This window comes from Paenibacillus paridis, from assembly GCF_006345825.1.
GTDB classification, from domain to species: Bacteria; Bacillota; Bacilli; order Paenibacillales; family Paenibacillaceae; genus Pristimantibacillus; species Pristimantibacillus paridis.
Genome location: NZ_VCIX01000092.1, coordinates 77,751 through 98,901 on the forward strand (window position 1 = coordinate 77,751; position 21,151 = coordinate 98,901).

General features: G+C 47.8%; 18 protein-coding genes. 15 read left to right on the forward strand and 3 right to left on the reverse strand.

The window, feature by feature from the left end; translation table 11 throughout:
* The first annotated feature begins 81 nt into the window (after positions 1 to 81).
* From FJQ58_RS22650 to FJQ58_RS32620, 6 genes are all read left to right on the forward strand, one after another.
* Positions 82 to 1,236 carry a GntR family transcriptional regulator gene (locus FJQ58_RS22650; RefSeq protein WP_139997094.1) on the forward strand — a complete coding sequence of 385 codons (1,155 nt, stop codon included), beginning with the start codon at positions 82 to 84 and terminating at the stop codon, positions 1,234 to 1,236.
* 232 nt (positions 1,237 to 1,468) lie between these two features.
* A complete protein-coding gene (locus FJQ58_RS22655) occupies positions 1,469 to 2,776 on the forward strand; it encodes an ABC transporter substrate-binding protein (protein WP_139999979.1) in 1,308 nt (435 codons plus the stop codon).
* Between the two features lie 69 nt (positions 2,777 to 2,845).
* Positions 2,846 to 3,733 carry a carbohydrate ABC transporter permease gene (locus FJQ58_RS22660; RefSeq protein ID WP_139997095.1) on the forward strand — a complete coding sequence of 296 codons (888 nt, stop codon included), beginning with the start codon at positions 2,846 to 2,848 and terminating at the stop codon, positions 3,731 to 3,733.
* 14 nt (positions 3,734 to 3,747) lie between these two features.
* Positions 3,748 to 4,635 (forward strand): carbohydrate ABC transporter permease, encoded by an 888-nt coding sequence (locus tag FJQ58_RS22665; RefSeq protein ID WP_139997096.1) that lies wholly within the window; start codon positions 3,748 to 3,750, stop codon positions 4,633 to 4,635.
* Positions 4,636 to 4,664: 29 nt separating this feature from the next.
* Complete coding sequence (locus FJQ58_RS32615; RefSeq protein ID WP_202915315.1) at positions 4,665 to 5,711, forward strand: glycoside hydrolase family 76 protein; 1,047 nt, start codon at positions 4,665 to 4,667, stop codon at positions 5,709 to 5,711.
* On the forward strand, positions 5,708 to 6,733 hold the full coding sequence (locus tag FJQ58_RS32620; RefSeq protein ID WP_202915316.1) for a glycoside hydrolase family 76 protein: 1,026 nt from the start codon (positions 5,708 to 5,710) through the stop codon (positions 6,731 to 6,733). Before FJQ58_RS32615 ends, FJQ58_RS32620 begins: the two co-directional genes overlap by 4 nt.
* A gap of 518 nt (positions 6,734 to 7,251) precedes the next feature.
* Here FJQ58_RS32620 and FJQ58_RS22675 read toward each other — a convergent pair.
* Complete coding sequence (locus FJQ58_RS22675) at positions 7,252 to 7,617, reverse strand: winged helix-turn-helix transcriptional regulator (protein WP_139997097.1); 366 nt, start codon at positions 7,615 to 7,617, stop codon at positions 7,252 to 7,254.
* Between the two features lie 128 nt (positions 7,618 to 7,745).
* Here FJQ58_RS22675 and FJQ58_RS22680 point away from each other — a divergent pair, with 128 nt between their 5' ends.
* The 3 genes from FJQ58_RS22680 (at position 7,746) to FJQ58_RS22690 (ending at position 11,205) form a co-directional block, all read left to right on the forward strand.
* Positions 7,746 to 8,804: an LLM class flavin-dependent oxidoreductase gene (locus FJQ58_RS22680; RefSeq protein WP_139997098.1), complete on the forward strand. Its 1,059-nt coding sequence runs from the start codon at positions 7,746 to 7,748 to the stop codon at positions 8,802 to 8,804.
* A gap of 13 nt (positions 8,805 to 8,817) precedes the next feature.
* The gene (locus FJQ58_RS22685) at positions 8,818 to 9,384 is read left to right on the forward strand and encodes an NADPH-dependent FMN reductase (RefSeq protein ID WP_139997099.1); all 567 of its coding nucleotides are present in this window, start codon (positions 8,818 to 8,820) and stop codon (positions 9,382 to 9,384) included.
* Between the two features lie 195 nt (positions 9,385 to 9,579).
* Positions 9,580 to 11,205, forward strand: coding sequence for an S-layer homology domain-containing protein (locus FJQ58_RS22690; RefSeq protein ID WP_162341695.1), 1,626 nt, complete (start codon positions 9,580 to 9,582; stop codon positions 11,203 to 11,205).
* Positions 11,206 to 11,628: 423 nt separating this feature from the next.
* Here FJQ58_RS22690 and FJQ58_RS22695 read toward each other — a convergent pair whose 3' ends face one another.
* A complete protein-coding gene (locus FJQ58_RS22695) occupies positions 11,629 to 12,459 on the reverse strand; it encodes an AraC family transcriptional regulator (RefSeq protein ID WP_139997101.1) in 831 nt (276 codons plus the stop codon).
* Positions 12,460 to 12,557: 98 nt separating this feature from the next.
* Here FJQ58_RS22695 and FJQ58_RS22700 point away from each other — a divergent pair, with 98 nt between their 5' ends.
* The gene (locus FJQ58_RS22700) at positions 12,558 to 14,864 is read left to right on the forward strand and encodes a glycoside hydrolase family 95 protein (protein ID WP_139997102.1); all 2,307 of its coding nucleotides are present in this window, start codon (positions 12,558 to 12,560) and stop codon (positions 14,862 to 14,864) included.
* 98 nt (positions 14,865 to 14,962) lie between these two features.
* On the opposite strand, the gene FJQ58_RS22705 is transcribed toward FJQ58_RS22700, so the two are convergent.
* On the reverse strand, positions 14,963 to 15,577 hold the full coding sequence (locus FJQ58_RS22705) for a class I SAM-dependent methyltransferase (RefSeq protein ID WP_139997103.1): 615 nt from the start codon (positions 15,575 to 15,577) through the stop codon (positions 14,963 to 14,965).
* Between the two features lie 172 nt (positions 15,578 to 15,749).
* Between FJQ58_RS22705 and FJQ58_RS32415 the strand changes: the two genes are divergently transcribed.
* The 5 genes from FJQ58_RS32415 to FJQ58_RS22725 all read left to right on the forward strand — a co-directional run bounded on the left by FJQ58_RS32415 (position 15,750) and on the right by FJQ58_RS22725 (position 21,025).
* Positions 15,750 to 15,887 (forward strand): hypothetical protein, encoded by a 138-nt coding sequence (locus FJQ58_RS32415; protein ID WP_162341697.1) that lies wholly within the window; start codon positions 15,750 to 15,752, stop codon positions 15,885 to 15,887.
* A gap of 78 nt (positions 15,888 to 15,965) precedes the next feature.
* Entirely contained in the window at positions 15,966 to 16,439 is a 474-nt protein-coding gene (locus FJQ58_RS22710) for a DinB family protein (RefSeq protein ID WP_139997104.1), read from the forward strand.
* A gap of 108 nt (positions 16,440 to 16,547) precedes the next feature.
* Positions 16,548 to 17,828, forward strand: coding sequence for a DUF445 domain-containing protein (locus FJQ58_RS22715; RefSeq protein WP_139997105.1), 1,281 nt, complete (start codon positions 16,548 to 16,550; stop codon positions 17,826 to 17,828).
* Complete coding sequence (locus FJQ58_RS22720; RefSeq protein ID WP_139997106.1) at positions 17,829 to 19,163, forward strand: DUF445 domain-containing protein; 1,335 nt, start codon at positions 17,829 to 17,831, stop codon at positions 19,161 to 19,163. It begins immediately after the preceding gene.
* Positions 19,164 to 19,393: 230 nt separating this feature from the next.
* Positions 19,394 to 21,025 carry a response regulator gene (locus tag FJQ58_RS22725; RefSeq protein ID WP_139997107.1) on the forward strand — a complete coding sequence of 544 codons (1,632 nt, stop codon included), beginning with the start codon at positions 19,394 to 19,396 and terminating at the stop codon, positions 21,023 to 21,025.
* Positions 21,026 to 21,151 lie beyond the last annotated feature (126 nt).

The following is a 21,151-nucleotide window of genomic DNA, read 5'->3' on the forward strand; positions in this document are numbered from 1 at the left end:
GAATTGCCAAATCCCATAGAATGATATAACATGATATATTAATAGGGATTAATGAAATGGACGCAGAGAAGAGGGCCGCATATGAATGAAACGTCATCCAAACCCATGTATGAGAAAATATTTGAAGCGGTGAAAAATCAGATATTGACAAAGGTTTATGCTGTAGGCGAACGAATCCCTTCAGAGAAGGAATTGGCAGAAGACTATAAAGTCAGCCGAATCACGAGCAAGAAGGCCCTTGAGCTGCTGACGAATGAGCGGTTAATTGTAAGGAAGCCGGGGAGAGGATCTTTTGTAGCTGATCCCGATACCGATTTTGTGACTGTAAATGTGCCTGCTCAAGCTGTGCCGTCGGCGCTTGCTTCCGATATGACAACCATCGGGCTCGTTATTACCGATTTTGGCAACAGCTACGGCACGGGACTGATCTACGGCATGGAGGAGGCATCGAGAGAGCATGATTGCTTTCTCGTATTGCGCCGGTCATTTGGCGTACCGGCGAATGAAGAGCTGTCTATCCAGAAGCTGCTGCATTTAGGTGTGGATGGACTGATTGTTTTCCCGGCACAGGGTGAGTATTTTAATGAGGAAATTTTGAAGCTGGTGATCGGACGTTTTCCGCTTGTATTGATTGACAGGCATTTGAAAGGAGTCTCTGCCGCGTCCATTAGCACGGATAATGCAGCAGCAGCCCGGAAAGCGACTGCGTATTTGTTCGAGCTTGGCCATCGCCACATTTCCTTTCTTTCGCCGCCGCCTACCGATACGACTGCGGTTGAAGATCGAATTGAAGGCTTTATACAGGCGCATGCCGAACATGGCATTGCGGTAGACCGGGAGTTGTGGGTCAATGATCTCCTCTCGACCTTGCCTAATTCATTCAGCGGAAACAAGATCGAGCAGGATATCGAGAAGCTTATGGTTCATCTGCAAAGCCATCCTGAAATAACGGCGATGTTCGCAATTGAATATAACATCGCGCTGCTTGCCAAAGCGGCAGTCGAGCGATTGGGCTTGCGAATTCCCCAGGACATTTCCATTATCTGCTTCGACAGTCCGCCAACCGGCCTTGGCGGTGGATACGCTTTTACGCATATTAGGCAAAATGAAGAGGAGATGGGACGCCTCGCCGTCGGCCATGTCTTAAGCATTATGCAAGGGAAAACAGTGCCCAATAAAATGATGCTTGAAGCGGAACTAATTATCGGCGATTCAACGGACCATGCAAATAAGTGATACCCCTGATTTCGGGGTATTTTTTTTGTAGTTACAGTCACTATATTAGTATATCAGCTTGAAAAATGTCGAAATATAATTATATTGACATAAACACAGCATACTAATATACTAATCTCATGAAAGCGTTTGCTGTTTTCGTTTTGAAGCTGGAAGATGCCCGTTGGTTACTGGAGGGTCACCTCTATAACATAGCCAAGATAAATGATAAAAGGGAGGCACAGCAATGAAAATGAAAAAATGGTTGATGACGTTGACAGCAATGATGCTCGTAACTAGCCTTATCGCCGGGTGCGCTGGCAACAACGCGGGAGAGAAAAATAAGGGGAATTCGATGACGGAAGAAGGCACTTCCAAATCCGGTAAGCCGGTTGAGCTTACTTTTTGGGGAGATTGGGGGGGCGAGGGCCAAGCCCAGTTTGAAACCATGGTGGATGCTTTTAATAAATCGCAAACGAAAATCCGGGTCAAGTATGTATTGCAGCAGGATATGATTACGAAATTTCTAACCGCTGCGACCTCAGGCGGTTCGCCTGACGTACTCTTCTGGGATCGCTGGAGAACTTCGCTGTATGCTCCAAAAAATGTTCTCCATCCGATCGACGAATATATGGAGCGGGACGGCATCATGCGTGATGATTATTACGAGGAATCATTGAAGGAGCTTTCCCTCGGCGACAAGCTCTACGGCCTCCCTTTGACCGTGGATGCAAGAGCGCTTTTCTATAATAAAAAGCTACTTGCCGAAGCGGGCATAGAGCCTCCGAAGACCTGGGATGAGCTTGCGGACGCTGCAGCCAAGCTGACGAAATGGAACGGCAGCAAGCTTGAAGTAGCAGGCTTTTCACTAGGCGACGTTGGATTATTCAACATGTACTTGCAGCAGGCCGGGGGGCAAATGATCACAGAGGACGGTAAAACCAATTTCAACAATGAGCAAGGAAAACAGGTTTTGAACTATTGGGACCGTTTGCTTAACCAGGATAAGGTGTACAAGGTCGGGTTTGAGCAAGGCCTTGGGGAAGGACAGGACGCCTTCGTAACGGGGAAGCTTGCTATGCAGTTTACAGGACCTTGGATGCTCAGCACTTATAAAAAATACGGAAAAGATTTGGAATTCGGAATTGTGCCGCCGCCGGCAGGCCCGAATGGGGACAAAGGAAGCGTCATGGGCGGATTCGGCCTAGTTATACCAGAGGGCGCTAAGCATAAAGAGGAGTCATGGGAGTTTATCAAATGGTGGCTGGCGAATAAAGACAATGCATTGCTGTGGGCGAAAACTAGCTTGAACATTCCGGGCTACAAACCGGCGCTGGAGGACCCTTTCTTCAAGGATGATCCGCTCTGGCAGCCATTTATGGAAACGCTTGATTTTGCCAAGGTACGCCCTAAGCATCCGGGTTACTCTGTTATGGAAGGCGACGCGTTGACGCCAAACCTGCAGTTGTTCCAGCAAAACAAGCAAAGCATTGACGATACGCTGAAGAAAGCCCAGGAGCAGGGCGACAAGCTGCTGAAGGATAACAGCGAAGTGAAATAGATAACCGTAAACGTTTGAAAAAAAGAAAGGGAGCTGACCCTCCCTTTCTCCCATGAAGGGGGAGTTTCTATGGCTTCCGTTAGAAAGCTGGAGCGTCATCAAGCGAGAACCGCGTACTTATTTATTACTCCGACAATGCTGCTCTTTCTCGTATTTACCGTCATTCCGGTCTTTATGGCCCTCTATTTGAGCTTTACCAATTATGATGTGCTGAGCCGCAAGGATTGGGTTGGATTCGATAATTACCGCCGCTTGTTGGACGATAACCTGTTATGGCTGACATTCCGGAACGTATTTCTTTACGCGATTGTGTTTGTTCCCTTTAATATCATCATCTCGCTATCGCTTGGGATGCTGATGAACCGCGCTTGGCGGGGGGTAAAGCTGTTTCGCACCTTGAATTATTTGCCGACATTAACCTCTTCCGTAGCGGCTGCCACCGTATGGATTTGGCTGCTGCATCCGGAGTTTGGGCTTGTAAACGGCCTTCTTTCTTACGTTGGCATCACTGGACCCGCTTGGGTTGCCCAGACGGAGACGGCGATGATCTCGATCATCTTGGTGACGCTTTGGCAGTCCGTCGGCTCCAATATGATTATTTATTTGGCGGGTCTGCAAGGGGTTCCTGAATATTTGTATGAATCGGCGAGGCTTGACGGGGCAACGAAGCTCGATTGCTTTCGGTTTATCACTTGGCCGCAGCTCAGGCCCACGACGTTCCTCGTCAGCACGCTATCCATTATCGGGGCATTGCAGCTGTTTGATCAGGCATTCGTACTGACGCAGGGCGGACCGGCCAATGTGACCAAAACGCCGGTATACCTGATTTACCAGCAGGGCTTCAATCAATTGCAAATGGGCTATGCATCGGCGCAGGCGTTCGTTCTGGCCATCGCGATCCTCATTTTCTCGGTCATTAATATGAGAATGACTAAGGCTGAAGAGTCTGTGATATAGGGGGTAGAAACCAAATGGAAACGCTCGGAAACACCCCTTTGAAGAAGGGAATCAAGAAGACGGTCTATTATGTCGGATGTGCGCTCATTGCCATCGTCATGTTTTTGCCCTTTTACTGGAGCGTATTAACCTCGTTCAAACCAGACGAACAAATTTTTGCGATGCCGATCAAATGGCTGCCCACAGAGCTCACGTTTGAGCATTACAAAAAAGCTTTCACAACGGTGCCGTTCGGCTTGTATTTCTGGAATTCCTTTGTGCTTGCGGCGGCAGGCGTATTGTTCAATCTCTTCTTGGGCTCTCTTGCGGGCTATGCTTTTGCAAAGCTGAAGTTTAAGCTAAGCCAGCCATTGTTCCGCGTTTTGCTTGCAGCCATGATGATTCCGGGTATCGTCACGATGATCCCGAGCGTCTACGTTCTTCAGCATCTTCCGCTCTTTGGTGGAAACGATCTGCTCGGCGATGGCGGACATGGGCTAATGAACTCTTTTTGGGGCATTATTTTGCCCGGGGCCTCTGGAACGTTTGCTGTTTTTTTCATGCGGCAATTTTTCCTGACCCTGCCTACCGACATGCTGGAGATGGCACGTATCGAGGGCTGCGGAGAGTTTAACATTTTTCTGAAAATATATCTTCCGCTAACGAAGCCAGCTCTTGCGACATTGGGCATCTTTACTTTTCAAGCAGGCTGGAACAGCTTTTTGTGGCCGATGATCGTGCTGAACGATCCGGCGAAAGCAACGGTACAAATGGGTTTGCAGGCCTTTTCATACAACTTTCAGACTGATTTTGGCCCGATGATGGCAGGGGCTTTGGTGGCTATATTACCGATTCTCATTTTGTTTTTGCTGCTTCAGCGTTATTTTGTTCAAGGCATTGCTTTCAGTGGAATTAAAGGCTAAACCATATGCAACCTAAGGGGAGAAGGAAGATGAATCAGACGGCAATTGGAGCATGGGAGAAGCGGGCAGACGAGGCCCAGGCCGCGCTCGAACACTATTTTTGGAATGACTCGATCCGGATGTACAATATTGAAACGCCTTGTCCGGATGGCAGCTGCAATACGATTTTTCATTATTGGTGGATGGCGCATGCGGTTGATGTTCTGGTCGATGGATTGCTGCGTTCAGGAGACCCGCGTTATGTTGAAAGGCTTCGAGTCTTCTACGAGGGCATAATGGAGAGAAACGGCGGCGCTTTGCCAAATGAATTGTACGATGACATGGAATGGATGGCGCTTGCTTGGCTGCGTGCTTATGAGGCAACCGGAGACGAGACTTATAAAGAAGCGGTATTGGTATTATGGGAAGATATCCAAACAGGCTGGAATGGGCATATGGGCGGCGGGATTGCTTGGCAAAAAAGCCAGCTTGATTATAAGAATACGCCAGCGAATGCACCTGCTGCCATATTGGCTGCACGTCTATTCCGGGTTTTCAAAGAGCAGAGTTATCTGGATTGGGCTTTGAAAATTTATGAATGGCAAAAGGAGCATCTCGTAGATCCGGCTACCGGCTTTGTCTGGGACGGGCTGAACCGAAACGGCGACGGAGCCATCGATAAGGAGTGGAAGTTCACCTACTGCCAAGGGGTTTATATCGGCGCAGCGGTGGAGCTGTTTCAGGTGAGCGGAAAAACGGTTTATTTGGAGGATGCGGTCCGAACCTTTGACGCAGCTGTCCAGGAGCTTTCCGATTCGGTTACGGGAATGCTTCCGGATGAAGAAACGGGTGACGGCGGGCTATTCAAAGGAATCCTCATTCGTTATGCAGCCGAGCTCGATAAGGCGATTGGCGGAGCAAGCCGCGCTGCGCAGCTGCTTCAGACGAATGCCGAGCAGCTCTGGCTCAAAGGAAAAGCGGAAGACAAAACACTATTCAGTCCGAATTGGGCAGAGAAACCAGCGGGGGTTGTGACGTTGAGCGTGCAGTTGAGCGGAATTATGCTGCTTGAAAAAATGGCGGAGCAAGCCAAATGACAAGGCATACCCGAGTGGATGTTGTACAAGAGGCCTTGCTGCGCAATTATTGGAACGAAAACACCCGAATTATGAACCAATGGTATCCGCGTGAAGCGTGTAACCCAGAGGAAAATTATTATTACTGGTGGCAAGCGCATGTAATTGACGTTTGGGTGGACGCTCTGGAACGAACCGGTGACGGGCGTTACCGTGAGAACTTGAAAGCCATTTATGAAGGAATACGGGAGAGCAACGGAGGAGAGTTTCTTCATCCCTATTACGATGACATGGAATGGCTCGCTTTGGCGCTGCTCAGAGCCTATGATGCGACAGGCGAGGAAATGTATAAAGCCAGTGTCTTGGAGCTATGGGCCGATATCCAGACTGCTTGGAGCGGAGAGCTTGGCGGCGGCATGGGCTGGAACAAGGGCCAACGGGATTATAAGAACACGCCGGCCAATGCGCCGGCTGTCATATTGGCCGCCCGACTGTATCAGCGGTTTGGAATGCCTGCAGACCTGGAATGGGCACTGAAAATCTACAAATGGAACAAGGAAACGCTGGTAGATCCCGAATCCGGCTTCGTATGGGACGGAATCAACAGAATGGGCAATATGCAAATCGACTACGACTGGGCATTCACGTACTGCCAGGGTGTATTTATAGGGGCAGGAATTGAGCTGTATCGGTGTACTCATGAGGCTGTATTTCTTGCGGATGCAAAGCGCACAGCCTTAGCCTGCATGGAACGTTTATGCGATCCGGTGAGCCTGCTTCTGCCTGATGAGGGGATTGACGATACGGGGCTCTTTAAGGGAATCCTCATTCGTTATTTGGTTGAGCTGCTGCGGATAGCCCCTGAGATGACCGAGGTAAAGGCGGTTATTACGGCAAACGTAGCGATACTGCTCGAACAAGGCCTCGATCCCGAGAGCGGCTTATGCGCCCCTTCATGGGATAAGCTTCCGACGTTGCCGGTGCAGCTAAGTGTTCAGCTTAGCGGTTTAATGCTGCTGGAGGCAGCTGAAGCGCTTGCGTGATCAGCGGCTTAATGCGGGCTGGAGGCAGGATAAGCGGCTTAATCTTCGCGGCTGGCAAATTTGAGTTTTTATTAGCAGTCCTGAGATTTTACTAGCCGTCTTGCCATTTGACTAGCGATCCTTGTATTTTACTAGCATTCTTTGGCTTTTTATTGGAAGCACCTTGCTTGCAACGAGTTTAATGATAGTTTCCTTCATAGACAAAGGTACGACCTCCCAAGACTCACCCTATCTGATTTAGCGGTAATTTGTCCTGTTATTTTAATGGATTTCGACGTTTTGGCGTACTTAACAGGAATTTCTCCCTATAATTCAATTAAATAGAGCGAGAATGTAAGCTGAAGGTTGAATTAACGGGAGCAATTCCCGTTATTTGATCAAATCAGCGAATAACGAGCGTTTAACGGTAGAAATTCCTGCTAATCGGTATAATCATCAAGAGGAAATGCTGAAAAGGATAGAACAGCAGCTGGTTTTTTAAGTGGAGCGGCATGGATTGTTCGATTTAAGCATGCTCCTTATTCGTTATTTTGCTTGAACTTTTGACGCTTATGCAAAAGGTGCTTTTCTCCCCATTGATGCATCGTATCTAGTATTGGTTGCAAGCTTGACCCGTATTCAGTGATCGAATATTCAACTCTTGGAGGAACCACAGGGTATACGACGCGTTGTATAATATCCTCTTCTTCCAGCTCTCGAAGCTGGTTAGTCAGCATCTTTTGAGTAATGCCTGGGATCGAACGTTTCAGCTCACTGAACCGTTGGGTCCCATTTTTGATTAAGTATAATAAAATAATGGGCTTCCATTTCCCAACTAAAATGCTTAATGCATCTTCCACACGACAAAGTAATGGCTCTATATCAAGCTTGATTTCCTGCTCCATCGTTATTTCCTCCTTGGTATCCTTTTGCATACTATACCACTTCTAAGTGCATACTTCACTTTATTGCTATCATGGTTGATAATAACCTTATCAGGGAAGCGAATTGATCTGGAGGGTGGTTGATCCATATGGAAAAATATCGAATCGATCTTAGCAAAGGTCTTGAATTTGGACTTTATACCTTAGGCGACCATATCTCAAACCCCAATACGGGGAAACGTATTTCTGCTAAACAACGATTAAATGAAATTATAGAATTAGCTAAGTTAGCCGAGCAAGCTGGCATTGATTTCTTTAGTGTTGGTGAAAGCCATCAAAATTATTTTACTACTCAAGCCCATACTGTCGTATTGTCAGCGATTGCCCAAGCCACTCATAAAATTAAAATCGGAAGTTCATCGACCATTATTAGCACTTCAGATCCTGTACGTGTGTACGAGGATTTCGCGACCATCGATTTGATCTCTGATGGTCGCGCGGAGATTATCGCCGGCCGAGCGTCTCGTGTTGGGCTGTATAAGCTATTAGGTTACAATCTGCGTGATTATGAAGCCTTATTTGAAGAAAAATTTGAATTGCTGCTTAAAATCAATGAAGAAGAAATCGTGAATTGGAGCGGGAATTTCCGTGAACCATTAAATAATGCTGAGATTTTACCGCGACCTAAAAACGGAAAGATTCCCATATGGCGTGCGGTTGGCGGTACGCCTGCAAGTGCGATGAAAGCTGGCTATGCGGCTGTTCCCATGATGTTGGGTGCATTAGGAGGTCCTGTGAGTGTTTTTAAAAATACAATTGACGCGTATAGAGAGGTTGTCAAGAGTAAGGGAATTGACCCTGCTACTCTTCCCGTAGGCACAACGGGATTTTTCTTTGCAGCAGAAACCACTCAAGAAGCATTGAGAGAGATGTATCCTTATATTAATGAAGGAATGAAGCTGACTAACGGTCAAGGATTTCCAAAGCAGGCTTTTGCTCAAGGGGCAGATAAACGCAACGTTATCAATGTCGGCAGCCCTCAGGAAATCATTGAAAAAATATTGTATCAGCATGAGCAATTCGTCCATCAGCGATATCTTGCGCAAATGGATTTCGGCGGTGTTCCATTTGAGAAGCTAGCTAAAAATATTGAGCTGATCGGAACTGAAATTTTACCTGCGATCAAGAAATATACGGCCCATAAATAAGGAGGAAATGATTATGAAAATCGTCGGGATATCTGGCTCCATCGTCGGGTCTAAAACAAGAAGCGTGATGAACTACTTATCCAAGGAAATCGCGGACAAGTATCCAGAAGCGGAATTCATTCTTATTGACTTGGCAGAGTACAATTTACAGTTCAGCGACGGGCGAAATTACCTAGAGTATGAAGGTGATACAGGATATGTGACAAAAACCATTATGGAGGCGGATGCCATTGTCATTGGGACACCTATTTTTCAGGCTTCTATTCCAGCAACGCTAAAAAATATTTTTGATCTGCTGCCCATCAGCGCATTTCGTGACAAAGTGGCAAGTATGCTAGTAACGGCCGGATCATCGAAGCATTTTTTAGTAGCAGAGCAGCAGTTAAAGCCGATTTTGTCTTATATGAAAGCGCAAATGGTTCAAAGCTATGTTTTTATTGAGGAAAAAGATTTTCATCATAAGGAAATTGTGAATGATGATGTTCTTTTCAGAATCGAGCGTCTGGTGGAAGACACCATCTTGCTGACAGCTACTTATACAAAGCTCAGAGAACAAAAAGAGGCACAATATCTTTTTTAAAGCTTACTAACAAGTTCTGTACCTGAATAGAAGTACGGTCTCTCAAGAAATTGGGGAGGCCGTACTTTTTTATGTTCATAAAGGCAATGAACTACCACAAGCTGGGCTTATTGGACTTTTACTGGAAAATAAGATATGATTCTATCGATTCGTCTGATAGTTTACTAGTTTAGGTTCGAAAGGATGAGGGATAACGTGAGATTAAAGGCAAAAACGGCAATGCTTATTGGAATCCTGATGATGTTTGTGATCGGAACGTCTATGCAGGCGTTTGCGTATGACGCACAATTAAAACCCTATCGAGATGTACCCGCGAAGGATTGGGCAGCAGAATCGATTTACCGGTTAGTCGCTTTGGGCGTCGTATCCGGATATGAAGATGGCACTTATCGCCCTAATACAGAGCTTACAAGAGAAGCATTCGTGAAGCTGTTGGTGGAGTCTGTGAAGCCGGTCATCCGTGAAGAGAAGAAGAGCGCACCGGCAGATGTTGCGAAGGAGCGCTGGTCCTATGGCTTCATTAAGCAAGCCTACGATGCCGGATGGCTGGACTTGCTCCTGAAGGATGGCAAGTTTGCTCCTGGCGCAAGCATTAAGCGCGAGGAAGTCGCGGCATTGACAGCTTACGCGCTGCTGCAGGATAAGACAGCGGAGGAGAAGCAGCAGTGGCTGGATGCGGGCTGGCTGGATGCACGCAAGGCGGCAGCCTTTGGCGATACGGATCAAATCGACAAAGCGCTTGCTCCGTATGTGTTGAGGACTTATTCGGATGCCATTATGCAAGGGGACAACAAAGGATTATTCCTACCGAAAAAACCGTTGACGCGCCGCGAAGCTGCGGCCATTGTGGATCGGATGATCGGCTTCCGCAGCAGCGCTCATTCGTTAGAAATTTCAGCCTTTTATGCAGCTGGCGGACCATATAAGAAAAACGGGCGTTTTGCTTCCGCCGATGAGGTGATCTTCGATTGGGCTAAGCTCGATTATCAGGGCGAAGGCAAAGCAGCGGTCGCTTTAGCGCTGCCTAGCGACTGGAAGCAGACGCTTTCCGCCGCAGAGGCTAGCGGATCGACCAAGACGTTAATGATATTTGCGAATACGACGCTTCAGAAGCTGGGGCCGTTTCTGCTGGACGCTGAAGCCCGCCAAGCATTCGCCGACTCGCTTGGCGAAGTGATTGCCGATCCGTCGTACGGCTTCGAACGCGTCGCTATTGATTTTGAAGGGCTTGTGCCTGCAACGTACAAAGAGCCTTTGATAGAGCTGCTTCTTGCTGTGAAAGCTAAGCTGGGCAGCAAGGTGGCAATGACTGTCGCTGTACCGCCTTCCTATTACTACGCTGGTTACGACTACAAGCGGATTGGCGAGCTGGCTGATCGCGTAGTATTGATGGCTTATGAATTTACGCATGAAGAAAGCGGGCTGCCGTCTGCGCCATTGACGCTTGTAGGGGATTCTGTACGCGATGCGCTTGCTTACATTCCAGCCGACAAGCTGCTGCTAGGGTTATCGAAGCAGGCGAACCAATGGACGACGAAAGAAGATGGAACCAAGGAGTTTTTCCGTTCCCCGGCGATTGCCGCGGTTGAAGATAGAATCGATCAACCGGGAACGACTTCGGTAATGTCGCTGCCTTATTTTTTGAATCAAGTGACATTTAAGGATACACGAGGCTCCCATTTGCTCTGGTACGAGAACACGGCTAGCATGCAAGCCAAAATGCGTTTGGCCAAGGAGCTTGGTTTGCGCGGCGTTGCCATCTGGCAGCTGAATCAGTTGACTGATCAGGATTGGTCGATGATTTCATCTTATAATCAGTAAGTTTGTCACAATATGGGGTGAATCGATAGGCAACGGCGATCAGTTCGTGCTTCCGGCACCATTTCTCGGTTTCAATTCGCATTTTTCAGATCAAGGAATAGTTAGCTGGATTTCATCTTGTTAAATTAGCGTTATTTAATAAAAATATGAAATAGATGGAATTATTCCCGGCTAGTTTGCTAAGGTCGAGTAATATAACTCTATAAATCTGGTAAGCCTTATCAAGCGCATTCACTCAACGGCCATTAGAGCGGTTCTATTCGCAAGAAATGATGTTGTGAATATCTCTTCTGACTCGATTTAAAACTATAAGAGCCTCGCAACCGCTGCGAGGCTCTTAGTTTTATACCCGTATATCTTAGTTTCGTCCATCGTCAAGAAATGAGTGCGCTTTTATAATGAAATTGAAGATGGGCGGATGCGCTAACTGGAATAAGCAGCGCGGTATTCGGTAGGGGAAAGACTGGTTTCTTTGCGGAAAAATTTCGTGAAATGATTCGTTTCTTTAAAGCCGGTTTGATCGGCGATCTCCTTGATGCTGAAAGAGGTTGTCGTTAATAGCTGCTTAGCGCGTTCAGTTCGTTTGCGGCTGACATATTTTAGCGGCGGAATACCGAAATGTTTTTTGAAATAGGCGCTAAAATAGTTCGGGTGCAAATGGAGGGCTTCTGCCATTTGCTCGATGCTAATGCTTGTATGGAGTCGGCTGTCCACATACTGCTGGATGACGTTCAAGCGGTTGATTTCCTCAGTACGGTGTTGAAGCACTTGAATAGGCACCGCTTCAAGAAAACGGCTGACGATCTCTAGCAGCGCCGCCTTCTCGCGAAGCCGCGCTACGATGGTATTTTGCTCATGCCAAGCAATCATTTCCCGGAACAAATCAATCAGCCTGTCAGGATCTTCAGCGTCTAGGCACAGAGGAACGCCAATCCACTGGAACAGGTCGAAGGGGCCGGCCATAATGTTGAAGTGGCACCAATATTTTAAATAAGGACGATTGTTTAAAGTAGAGAAGGAAACCCTCGTACGTGCGGGAGCGAGAAATAATTGTCCGGGCTTCGGATAATAATCCTTGTCGCCGATTTGAATCCAGCCTTCCCCTTCACAAATGTAATACAGCTTATTGTATTCGGGAAAGGTATTGCTCTCGCTCCAATCGTGGGAGACTTGCGTTTTATGCGTAATCAGCAGTTGAAGCTGCAGCGATTGCAGCAAATCAGATAATGCGTGTTGTTCGCTTTTTTGAATCACCTGCGGGCACCGCCGTCCAAGTTTTTAGTAGCAATACTACTATGATAATGGATTGACCAAGCAAATAAAAGATCATTCATCGAAAAGGAGATTCGTCTATGAATCCGCAAACGGAAAACCGCTTATGGTACAAGCAGCCTGCACAAGTATGGGAAGAAGCTCTTCCAGTAGGCAACGGCAAGCTCGGAGGCATGGTATTCGGGAATCCTGTGCACGAGAGAATTGCGTTGAACGAGGATAGCGTATGGTACGGCGGTCCGCGTGACCGAAATAATCCGGATGCTTTGCCGCATTTGGACCAAATTCGAAGCCTGCTTAAAGAAGGGCGCTTGCAAGAAGCGCATTCCTTGTCCGCTATGGCCCTCTCGGGCGTTCCGGAAACCCAGCGTCATTATATGCCGCTTGGCGATTTACAGCTTTCTTTCCGTTACAAAGACAATAGTGAAGTGTATTCGTACGCGAGGGAACTGAATTTGAAAAATGGAATCGCGGCAGTGTCCTACAGAAAAGGGAGCACGGTCTATCAACGGGAAACCTTTGCAAGTTTCCCCGATGAGGCGCTTATTACTAGATTCACGGCAGATCGACCGGGAAGCATCAGCTTCACTGCCCGACTGGCACGTGGAGGGAACCGATATTATGATGAGCTGGTCAAAGCGGATGAGAATACGATCGTCATGCGTGGGATGTGCGGAGGGGCAGGCGGCTCTGACTTCCGAACGGCCTTGCGTGCGGTGGCTGACGGAGGAACGGTTACGATTATCGGCGAGCATCTTGTTGTAGAAGGCGCAGACAGCGTAACGCTCTTGCTGACAGCCGCGACGACGTTCCGTCAAGCGGATCCTGAGCTGTATGCCGTGAATAAGGGAGCAAACGCGGCATTAACGGAATACGAAACATTGAGGTCACGCCATATCAAAGATTTTAGCGCGCTTTCGGAGCGGGTGCATTTTCAATTATCATCAGCGGGTTCTAAGGATAACGAATGGCCGACGGATGAACGGCTGAAGCTTGTTCAAGAAGGCAAGGAAGACATTGGTTTGCTGGCATTGTATTATGAGTTTGGCCGATATTTGCTTATTTCGAGCAGTCGGCCGGGGTCGTTGCCAGCTAACCTGCAGGGCATCTGGAATGAGAAGATGCTGCCGCCTTGGGACAGTAAATATACGATTAATATCAATGCGCAAATGAACTACTGGCCAGCAGAATCCGGCAATTTGGCGGAATGCCATGAGCCGTTGTTTGAACTGATTGAGCGCATGCGTGAACCGGGCAGGGTGACGGCCAAGGCGATGTACGATTGCGGAGGATTTGTCGCCCATCACAATACCGATATTTGGGGGGATACAGCGCCGCAGGATATTTATTTGCCGGCCTCCTATTGGACAATGGGCGCTGCTTGGCTTTGCTTGCACCTGTGGGAGCATTACGAGTATGGGCTAGACCATGTATTCCTAGCGCGGATCTATCCGACCCTGAAGGAGTCGGCCCAATTTTTTGTTGATTTCCTCAAGGAAACGGATGAGGGCTATCTGGTAGGCAACCCCTCTGTGTCACCGGAAAATACGTATATTTTGCCAAATGGCGAATCCGGCACGCTCTGTATCGGGGCGTCCATGGACAGCCAAATTTTATATGAATTGTTTACGGCCTGCGCCGAAGCCTCAAAGATTCTGAACATTGATCCTGAAGAACAGCAGCAATGGGAGCGGTTGAGAGCACGGTTGCCAGAGCCTGCCATAGGCAAGCACGGTCAAATTCAAGAGTGGATGGAGGATTACGAGGAGGCAGAGCCTGGGCATCGCCATATCTCCCATCTGTTCGCGCTGCATCCCGGCAAGCGCTTCACGGTAAGAGGAACGCCGGAGTGGGCGGCTGCATCAAGAGTTACGCTTGAGCGCAGGCTCGCGAATGGCGGCGGTCATACGGGCTGGAGCCGAGCTTGGATTATAAACTTCTGGGCAAGGCTAGAGGATGGCGAGAAGGCGTACGAGAATGTGCAAGCGCTGCTTGGCCACTCTACGCTTCCGAATTTATTCGATAACCATCCGCCTTTCCAAATCGACGGGAACTTTGGCGGAGCGGCCGGGATTACGGAAATGCTGCTTCAAAGCCATGCCGGAAGCATTCATATGCTGCCCGCTTTGCCTGCGGCATGGACAGCTGGCGAAATGACAGGTTTGCGAGCAAGAGGCGGCTTTGAGGTGGATATCCGCTGGGCTGCCGGGAAGCTGGCTGAGGCGCGTATTCGTTCGAATGCAGCGAATAAATGCGTCGTACAAGCCGAGGGTTCGTTTGTTGTGACGAATAATGGTGTGGAGATAAAGGATCTGATTCAACAAAATGGGCTTCTTAGCTGGACGGCAATGGCTGGCAGTGAATATGTGATTACCGCAAAATCATAACGGCATTGCTGTCTGAGCGAACAGGGATGCTATCCAGTAAATTGGATAGCATCCCTGTTTTTTTCGAGCTTGTTGCTACAGTAGGAAGCATGCTTCGTTCATAGGTTTTTTTTCAAAATAATAAAGCTAGCGGATGACAGTTCTTTATGTTTTTGCTCAAGAATGCTCAACACCTGGTAATCAGCATAGGCCTCTAGATGCTGCATAATATCCCGATCTTGGATCGTTGGAACGACATTTGGCTCGTTGGCGCCCGTAATTCGTGTGTACAAAATGACGAAGCTCGCTTGGCACGAGAAAATGTCGTCTAATGTTTTGCGGAAATCGTTATTGTCAGTAATATGGTAGAGGACATCCAAACACACGACGAGCTCGCTCGATAAAAAACCATGGTTTACGAAATGTCGAGGATTATAGGGAAGAAAGCTTTTGGTGAGATCTCCGGCAAATCTTTGAGCACAGATGTCGATGGAGGAATTGGCAACGTCCAGGCCTAAGTATTGCCCATATTTCATGAGAGAAATTTGGTTTCCATCACCGCATCCGAATTCAATGACTTTCTGTATGCCATGTTCTTCTATAAAGTCATTTATAATTTCTGCTTTAAAGTCAGCCAGCACACCGTACGAACCGCTGCCTGACGTACCGCCTTGGGCATAATTGTTTTCCCAATAGGACTTATAATCAAATGGATTGTTATTTTTTTCGGTCATTTTGATCGTCCGCCTCCTCTAGAAGCTCATTTTTCTTATCAACCACCAGTATATGCCTATCGGCTACATTCAGAACCAGAAAAATGCAGGAAGGATTATTTCGTACATGTAAAGAAATGGTGTATGAATCAATTGTGTGTAAGGGGGCTAGGAATGAGGCGTAAAAAACCAAATGAACTTCTTTTTTCCATTCAATGAGGTCGTCATTAACTATGACTTTTCCAAGCACTTGAAGGACAGAGAATTAGTCGTTGAAATGGTTGATTCCGGGCAAATCAAACCGAAAATTTTGGGTATCGAGCCACAATAGATAATTGGATACGACCGCCTAAGGAATAGCCTATAACAGTAACTGACTGTCCCCATAAGTAAGTAGGAGGCGAAAAGAATGAACTACGTATTTAATAAAGAATGGTTAATTCTTAAATTTGAAGAAATCCGTAAACGGATTCTTAAAGCCGTTAACCAGTTGAATGAAGTACAGTTGAACTGGAGACCGGATGAAGTGAGCCACAGCATTGCTGTATTGATTTTTCATATAAATGGAAATATTCAAGAAAGAATCATAAAAGGTATTTTGCGGCAGAACTCAGATCATAACCGTGCGGATGAGCTGGTTAGCGCTTTTATTCCGAAGACTTTAATAGAACAAACGGTACAAGACGGATTTCAGTTTGTCATCGATACGATTCGTAGTCTTTCTGATGAGAAGCTTATGCAGACGCAACAGGTGAGAAGCAGGGAGAGAACGAACCTCGATATGCTGCATCAGTGCGCTGCCCATTATTCCGAGCATATGGGACAAATTTTTTATATCGCCAAGCAAATTTTAAAAGAAAACTACAGATCCACCTCGATATAACGAGGAGAAAAGAACGGCTGCGCATCAGAAACAATGCTCCATTGTTTCATACCCTGTAGTTATGGGATAATTACTTAGGTAAAGATCACCAGGAATGGAGCCCTAGCTATGAATAAATTCAGCATTAAGAAAAAGGCGGATCTCGCGCTGCTTTTTTCGGCTATCGGAATACTTGTCGCTTTTCCCTTTCACGATTCGTTTGCAGGAGGACTGCTGTTCTCGTTGTTCAGCGCGGCCACGATTGGCGGTTTGGCCGATTCCTTTGCCGTGAGCGCTTTATTCGGCAATCCTTTGAAGATCAAATGGCCGTTTTGGATGGGGACGAACATCATTTCCCGCAACCGCGAGCGCTTGATCGGCGAGCTAGTGAAGATGGTGCAAAACGAGTTGCTGACCATTCCGAATATTCGGGAGCGGCTTGACGAATACAATATCGCGGACGTTCTCGTCACCTATTTGAAGCAGCATGGCGGCGAAGCGGGGATTAATGATATTTTGCAGCAGGTAGCCGATGATGTCATTACGACGATTGATTTGCAGGAGCTGGCCAAAACCGTACAAACCTTCCTGCTGGAGCATGCCGACTCGATTCCGGTTGCGGATATTGCAGCGGATGTTGGCGATTGGACGATTAAGAATGGCTATGATGACCGAATCATCGAGTTTATTATTCCGGAGCTGATCAAAATCGTAAAGTCGGCTCCCTTTGGCTCTGTGATCAGTCAGATCGTCAACTCCGCCATCAAATCCTACGAAGGAGACCAATTTAGGCGCAAGCTGATTGACGCGACCGCCGGGCTGGAAGCTGCCAATATTAGCGGCAGGCTGCAGGAGTGGCTCGTCTCCTTTTTGGAGAAATTCCATTCCGAAGAGCATCCGCAGCGCCAGCAAATGAAGGCCTATATCATCCAGTTTGTTGCCAGGCTGCGTACGGATGAGCTGCTGCGCTCCAAAATTGAAGCGGGTAAGACCAAGCTTTTGGCTTCCGTGAAAGCGGATATTAAGCTGGATGTGTATATTCAGAAAGGACTCGAATCTTTGCGTCAGGCTGCAGCCGCCAATGCGGAAGGAGAGCTCGCAAGGTATCCATGGATTAAGAAGAAAATAAGCGAAGGCATCCATTATATAGAGGGAAACAGCGAGCTGCTCTCACGCCTAGATCAATACGTGAAGACCACTGTGCTGAAGTGGATGGAGCAGAAGCATTCCTATATTGGCAAAATGGTAAGCGACAAGCTCAGCAGCTTCTCTGAGCAGGAGCTTATCACGCTTGTGAAAGAGAAAGCCGGGCGTGATCTGCAATATATTCGAATTAACGGGATCGGCATCGGCGCGCTTATCGGCGTAGTGCTGCATTTGTTGACCTACTGGATTGGAGGGCAAGCATAAATGGCAATGAGAAAAAAAGCAAACCGCAGCTTGATTTTGTTGGCCGTCTTGTTCGTTATTGCCGCTTGCTGCTTATATGTTTTTCCAGATGAGTGGTGGACGCGCATGCTGCTGTATACGACAGAGGCTGGCCTAGTGGGCGCTTTAGCCGATTTGTTTGCCGTTACCGTCTTGTTCCGGCATCCATTTGGCTGGAAATGGATTCCCCATACCGCGATTATTCCCAAAAACCGCGACAAGCTGATTGAGGGCGTGGCCAATATGGTGGAGCAGCAGCTGTTAAGCAAGGATTTGCTGCAGGAGAAGGTCAAACAAATCTCGCTCGTTGAGATCGCGATTGCCTGGATCGACCGCCGGCCAAGCGGCATGCTTGCCGAGCAGGGCTGGACTCTGGTTTCAGGATTGCTTGCCAAGCTGGACATGAAAGGGCTAGCCGTTGTGCTGGATGATAAAGCACGCCAAAGCCTAGGGAAAATGAACTTATCCCCCTACGCGGGCAAAGGACTGAAGTGGGTGATGGAGCAAGGGAAATTCCAAAGCTGGGTCAGTCAGATCGTCGAGCTTGCGGCTGAGCGGGCATCGGACGAGGATATGAAGATTGTAATTCGCGAGCTGCTTGGCAAGGAAAAGGAAAAGTTTGTTAACCAGGGAAGCATCTTTTCCAAATGGCTCAAAAAAATGGCGGTCGAAATTGCCGAGTCAACCAATGCCCTAAATCTGGACGATGCAACGAATGTGCTGTTTAACGATTTGCAGCTCTTCATTCAAGATTTGCGCAATCCGCAGCACGAGCTTCGCGTTTTGCTTGAACAAATGGTGTACCAGCTGGCCGATAGCTTGCAAAGCCGCGAGGATGTCTCAGCCGCCGTGAATGAGTGGAGGGACGAGGTGATCGATAAGGTTTCTCTCCTGCCTTCCATTGAAGCCTTGCTCGGGAATTTCAGGCAGCTGCTGATTCAGGAGCCAGAACTAACGCTTGCTGTGCCGGATAAGCATTCCGTTCATCAGGCCGATATTAAAGAGCTGATCAATCAATTTATCGCTTCCTACTGGGAGTGGTTTAAGGCGAGTGAGGAGACGAAGGGCTGGCTGGAGCAATACGCCCAGAAGTTCGTTCATAAGATGATCGATACCGAGCATGCCATCATCGGCATTATCGTCCGCAAGACCCTGGACAGCTTTACCGAGCAGAAGCTGGTGCATTTTATCGAAAGCAAAGTAGAGACCGATTTGCAGCGCATTCGTTTGAATGGCGCGTATATCGGAGCCGCGCTAGGCGCAGCCTTCTACCTGCTTCTGTACGGCATCTATGAGCCTTTGCTTAAAATGCTGTAGCCTAAACTAAGTTTCTCTTATTGGTCGCTGCGCGAGTAGAACATTCTTTCAATTTAAGTAGAAGCCTTCATCATTAGCGTAACTAATGATGAAGGTTTTGTTTATTTATAAATAGCCCATAAAGTTTTCATTTACCCCCGTGCAATCCAAAATAGACTCAGGTAGTATGAAGATAAGCAAACGATAAAATCTAGGCATTCTATGATCATGCATGAGGGGAAGATGAGAGGATGCTGCGTGCTCTGATTGTGGACGATGAATTCGAAATCCGTGAAGGTTTGCGTAACCGCTTTCCTTGGGAAAGTTACGGAATTAATGAGGTGCTTGTGGCTGATGATGGGGATACGGCGCTCATGCTGGCGCTAGATATGCGGCCTGATCTGATCGTCACGGATATTAAAATGAACCGGATGTCGGGACTCGAATTTTTGCGTGGTTTAGCGGCTGTGCAGGATTACAAGCCGGAGGCCATCGTTGTCAGCGGTTATGATGATTTTGAACTGGTCAAGCAAGCGATGCAAATTGGTGTGCTGGATTATATATTGAAGCCGATTAACCTGGATGAGCTTGATCAAATTGTCCGTAAGATGACGGATAATATTCACAAGAAGCGAATGGATCAACAGAATGAACAACAGCTGCTCAATCAGGTGAAGTTCGCCATTCCAAAAATGCGAGAGGAACTGCTTCGGGAGATCGTAGAGCAGGAGTACGATCCGTCCCGGATAGCAAGAAGGCGCCATCGCTTGCAGACGCTGGATTTGGAGTGGATGGACTGTCAGCCGATGACGCTGGTTGTCGTGGAAGCCGATGATTTGAAAGCGATCGAGAACAAACATACGAAGGAAAAGGATTTAGTGCTGTTCGGCATTGGCAATGTCGTTAGCCAGACGCTGGAGGAGGAGTATCCGCATCCCTTTGCGCTGTGCATGGATAGCTGCAGCCGCTGGATCGTTATTTTTAGCTGTACCCGGCCGGAGCATGCGGAGTTGAGCCGCAGCATGGCACAGCTGTGCATCCAGCGCATCAATGATTTTGTGAAGGTGAAGGCAAGCGCGGGCATGCGCACGATACCGTGCACCTTCGAGCATCTGCATGAAATGTTCTCGGAAGCTACGACCGTTCTGGAGCAAAAGGCGGTTTATGGCGGCAACCGTTTATTTACGGAGCAAGGGCTATTCTATGAAGGGGACGGGGCGGAGTTGTCGCTTAGCGAGCCCGAGGAGGTGCTGGATCTCGTTAAATATGGAACGGACGAAGAGATTACCGCTGCGATGGACAGGTTTGTGGAAATGGTACAGGGCTGGCGCATGAGCCAGCTGCGGGACATTCAGCAAAAAATATTCGAATGGCTGTTCGAAGTATTTCGAAGGGCCGCGGCTGCGGGCATTCCGAACAAGCACTGGGGCAACAACCCAATTGCGGTATGGGAACAGTTGGAGCAATACGATACGCTGCAATCGCTGCGCGTGCAGACGGAAATATTTCTTCATGCGATCGCTGCCGATTTCCGCAAATTATCTGCATCGCCAAGTCAAATCGTATCGGAAGCTGAGAAAATATTGCATCGTGATTATGCGGAGAGCTTGACGCTTCAGAGTGTAGCGATGGCGGTGCATGTTACGCCCGTATGGCTGAGCAAGCTATTTAAGAAAGAGAAGCGCAAAACCTTTTTGGAATATTTGACGGAAATTCGCATCGAGAAAGCCAAGGAAATGCTAGGGGACATTAAATACAAGGTATATCAGATTTCATTTCAGGTGGGCTACAAGGACCCTGTCCATTTCTCGAAGCTATTTAAGAAGCAAGTAGGCTGCACGCCGAAGGAATACCGCAGGCAAAGAGGCATCGCGGAGGAATAAGAGCTAACAAGGCATAACCGACAAACGAACATCCCTCCGCATAGGAAGAGGCAGTCTCCAAGGTGATTATTGAACCCCCTTTGGCAGCTGCCTCTTTTTCGCTAAATATGGAAAGTGAATTTCAAT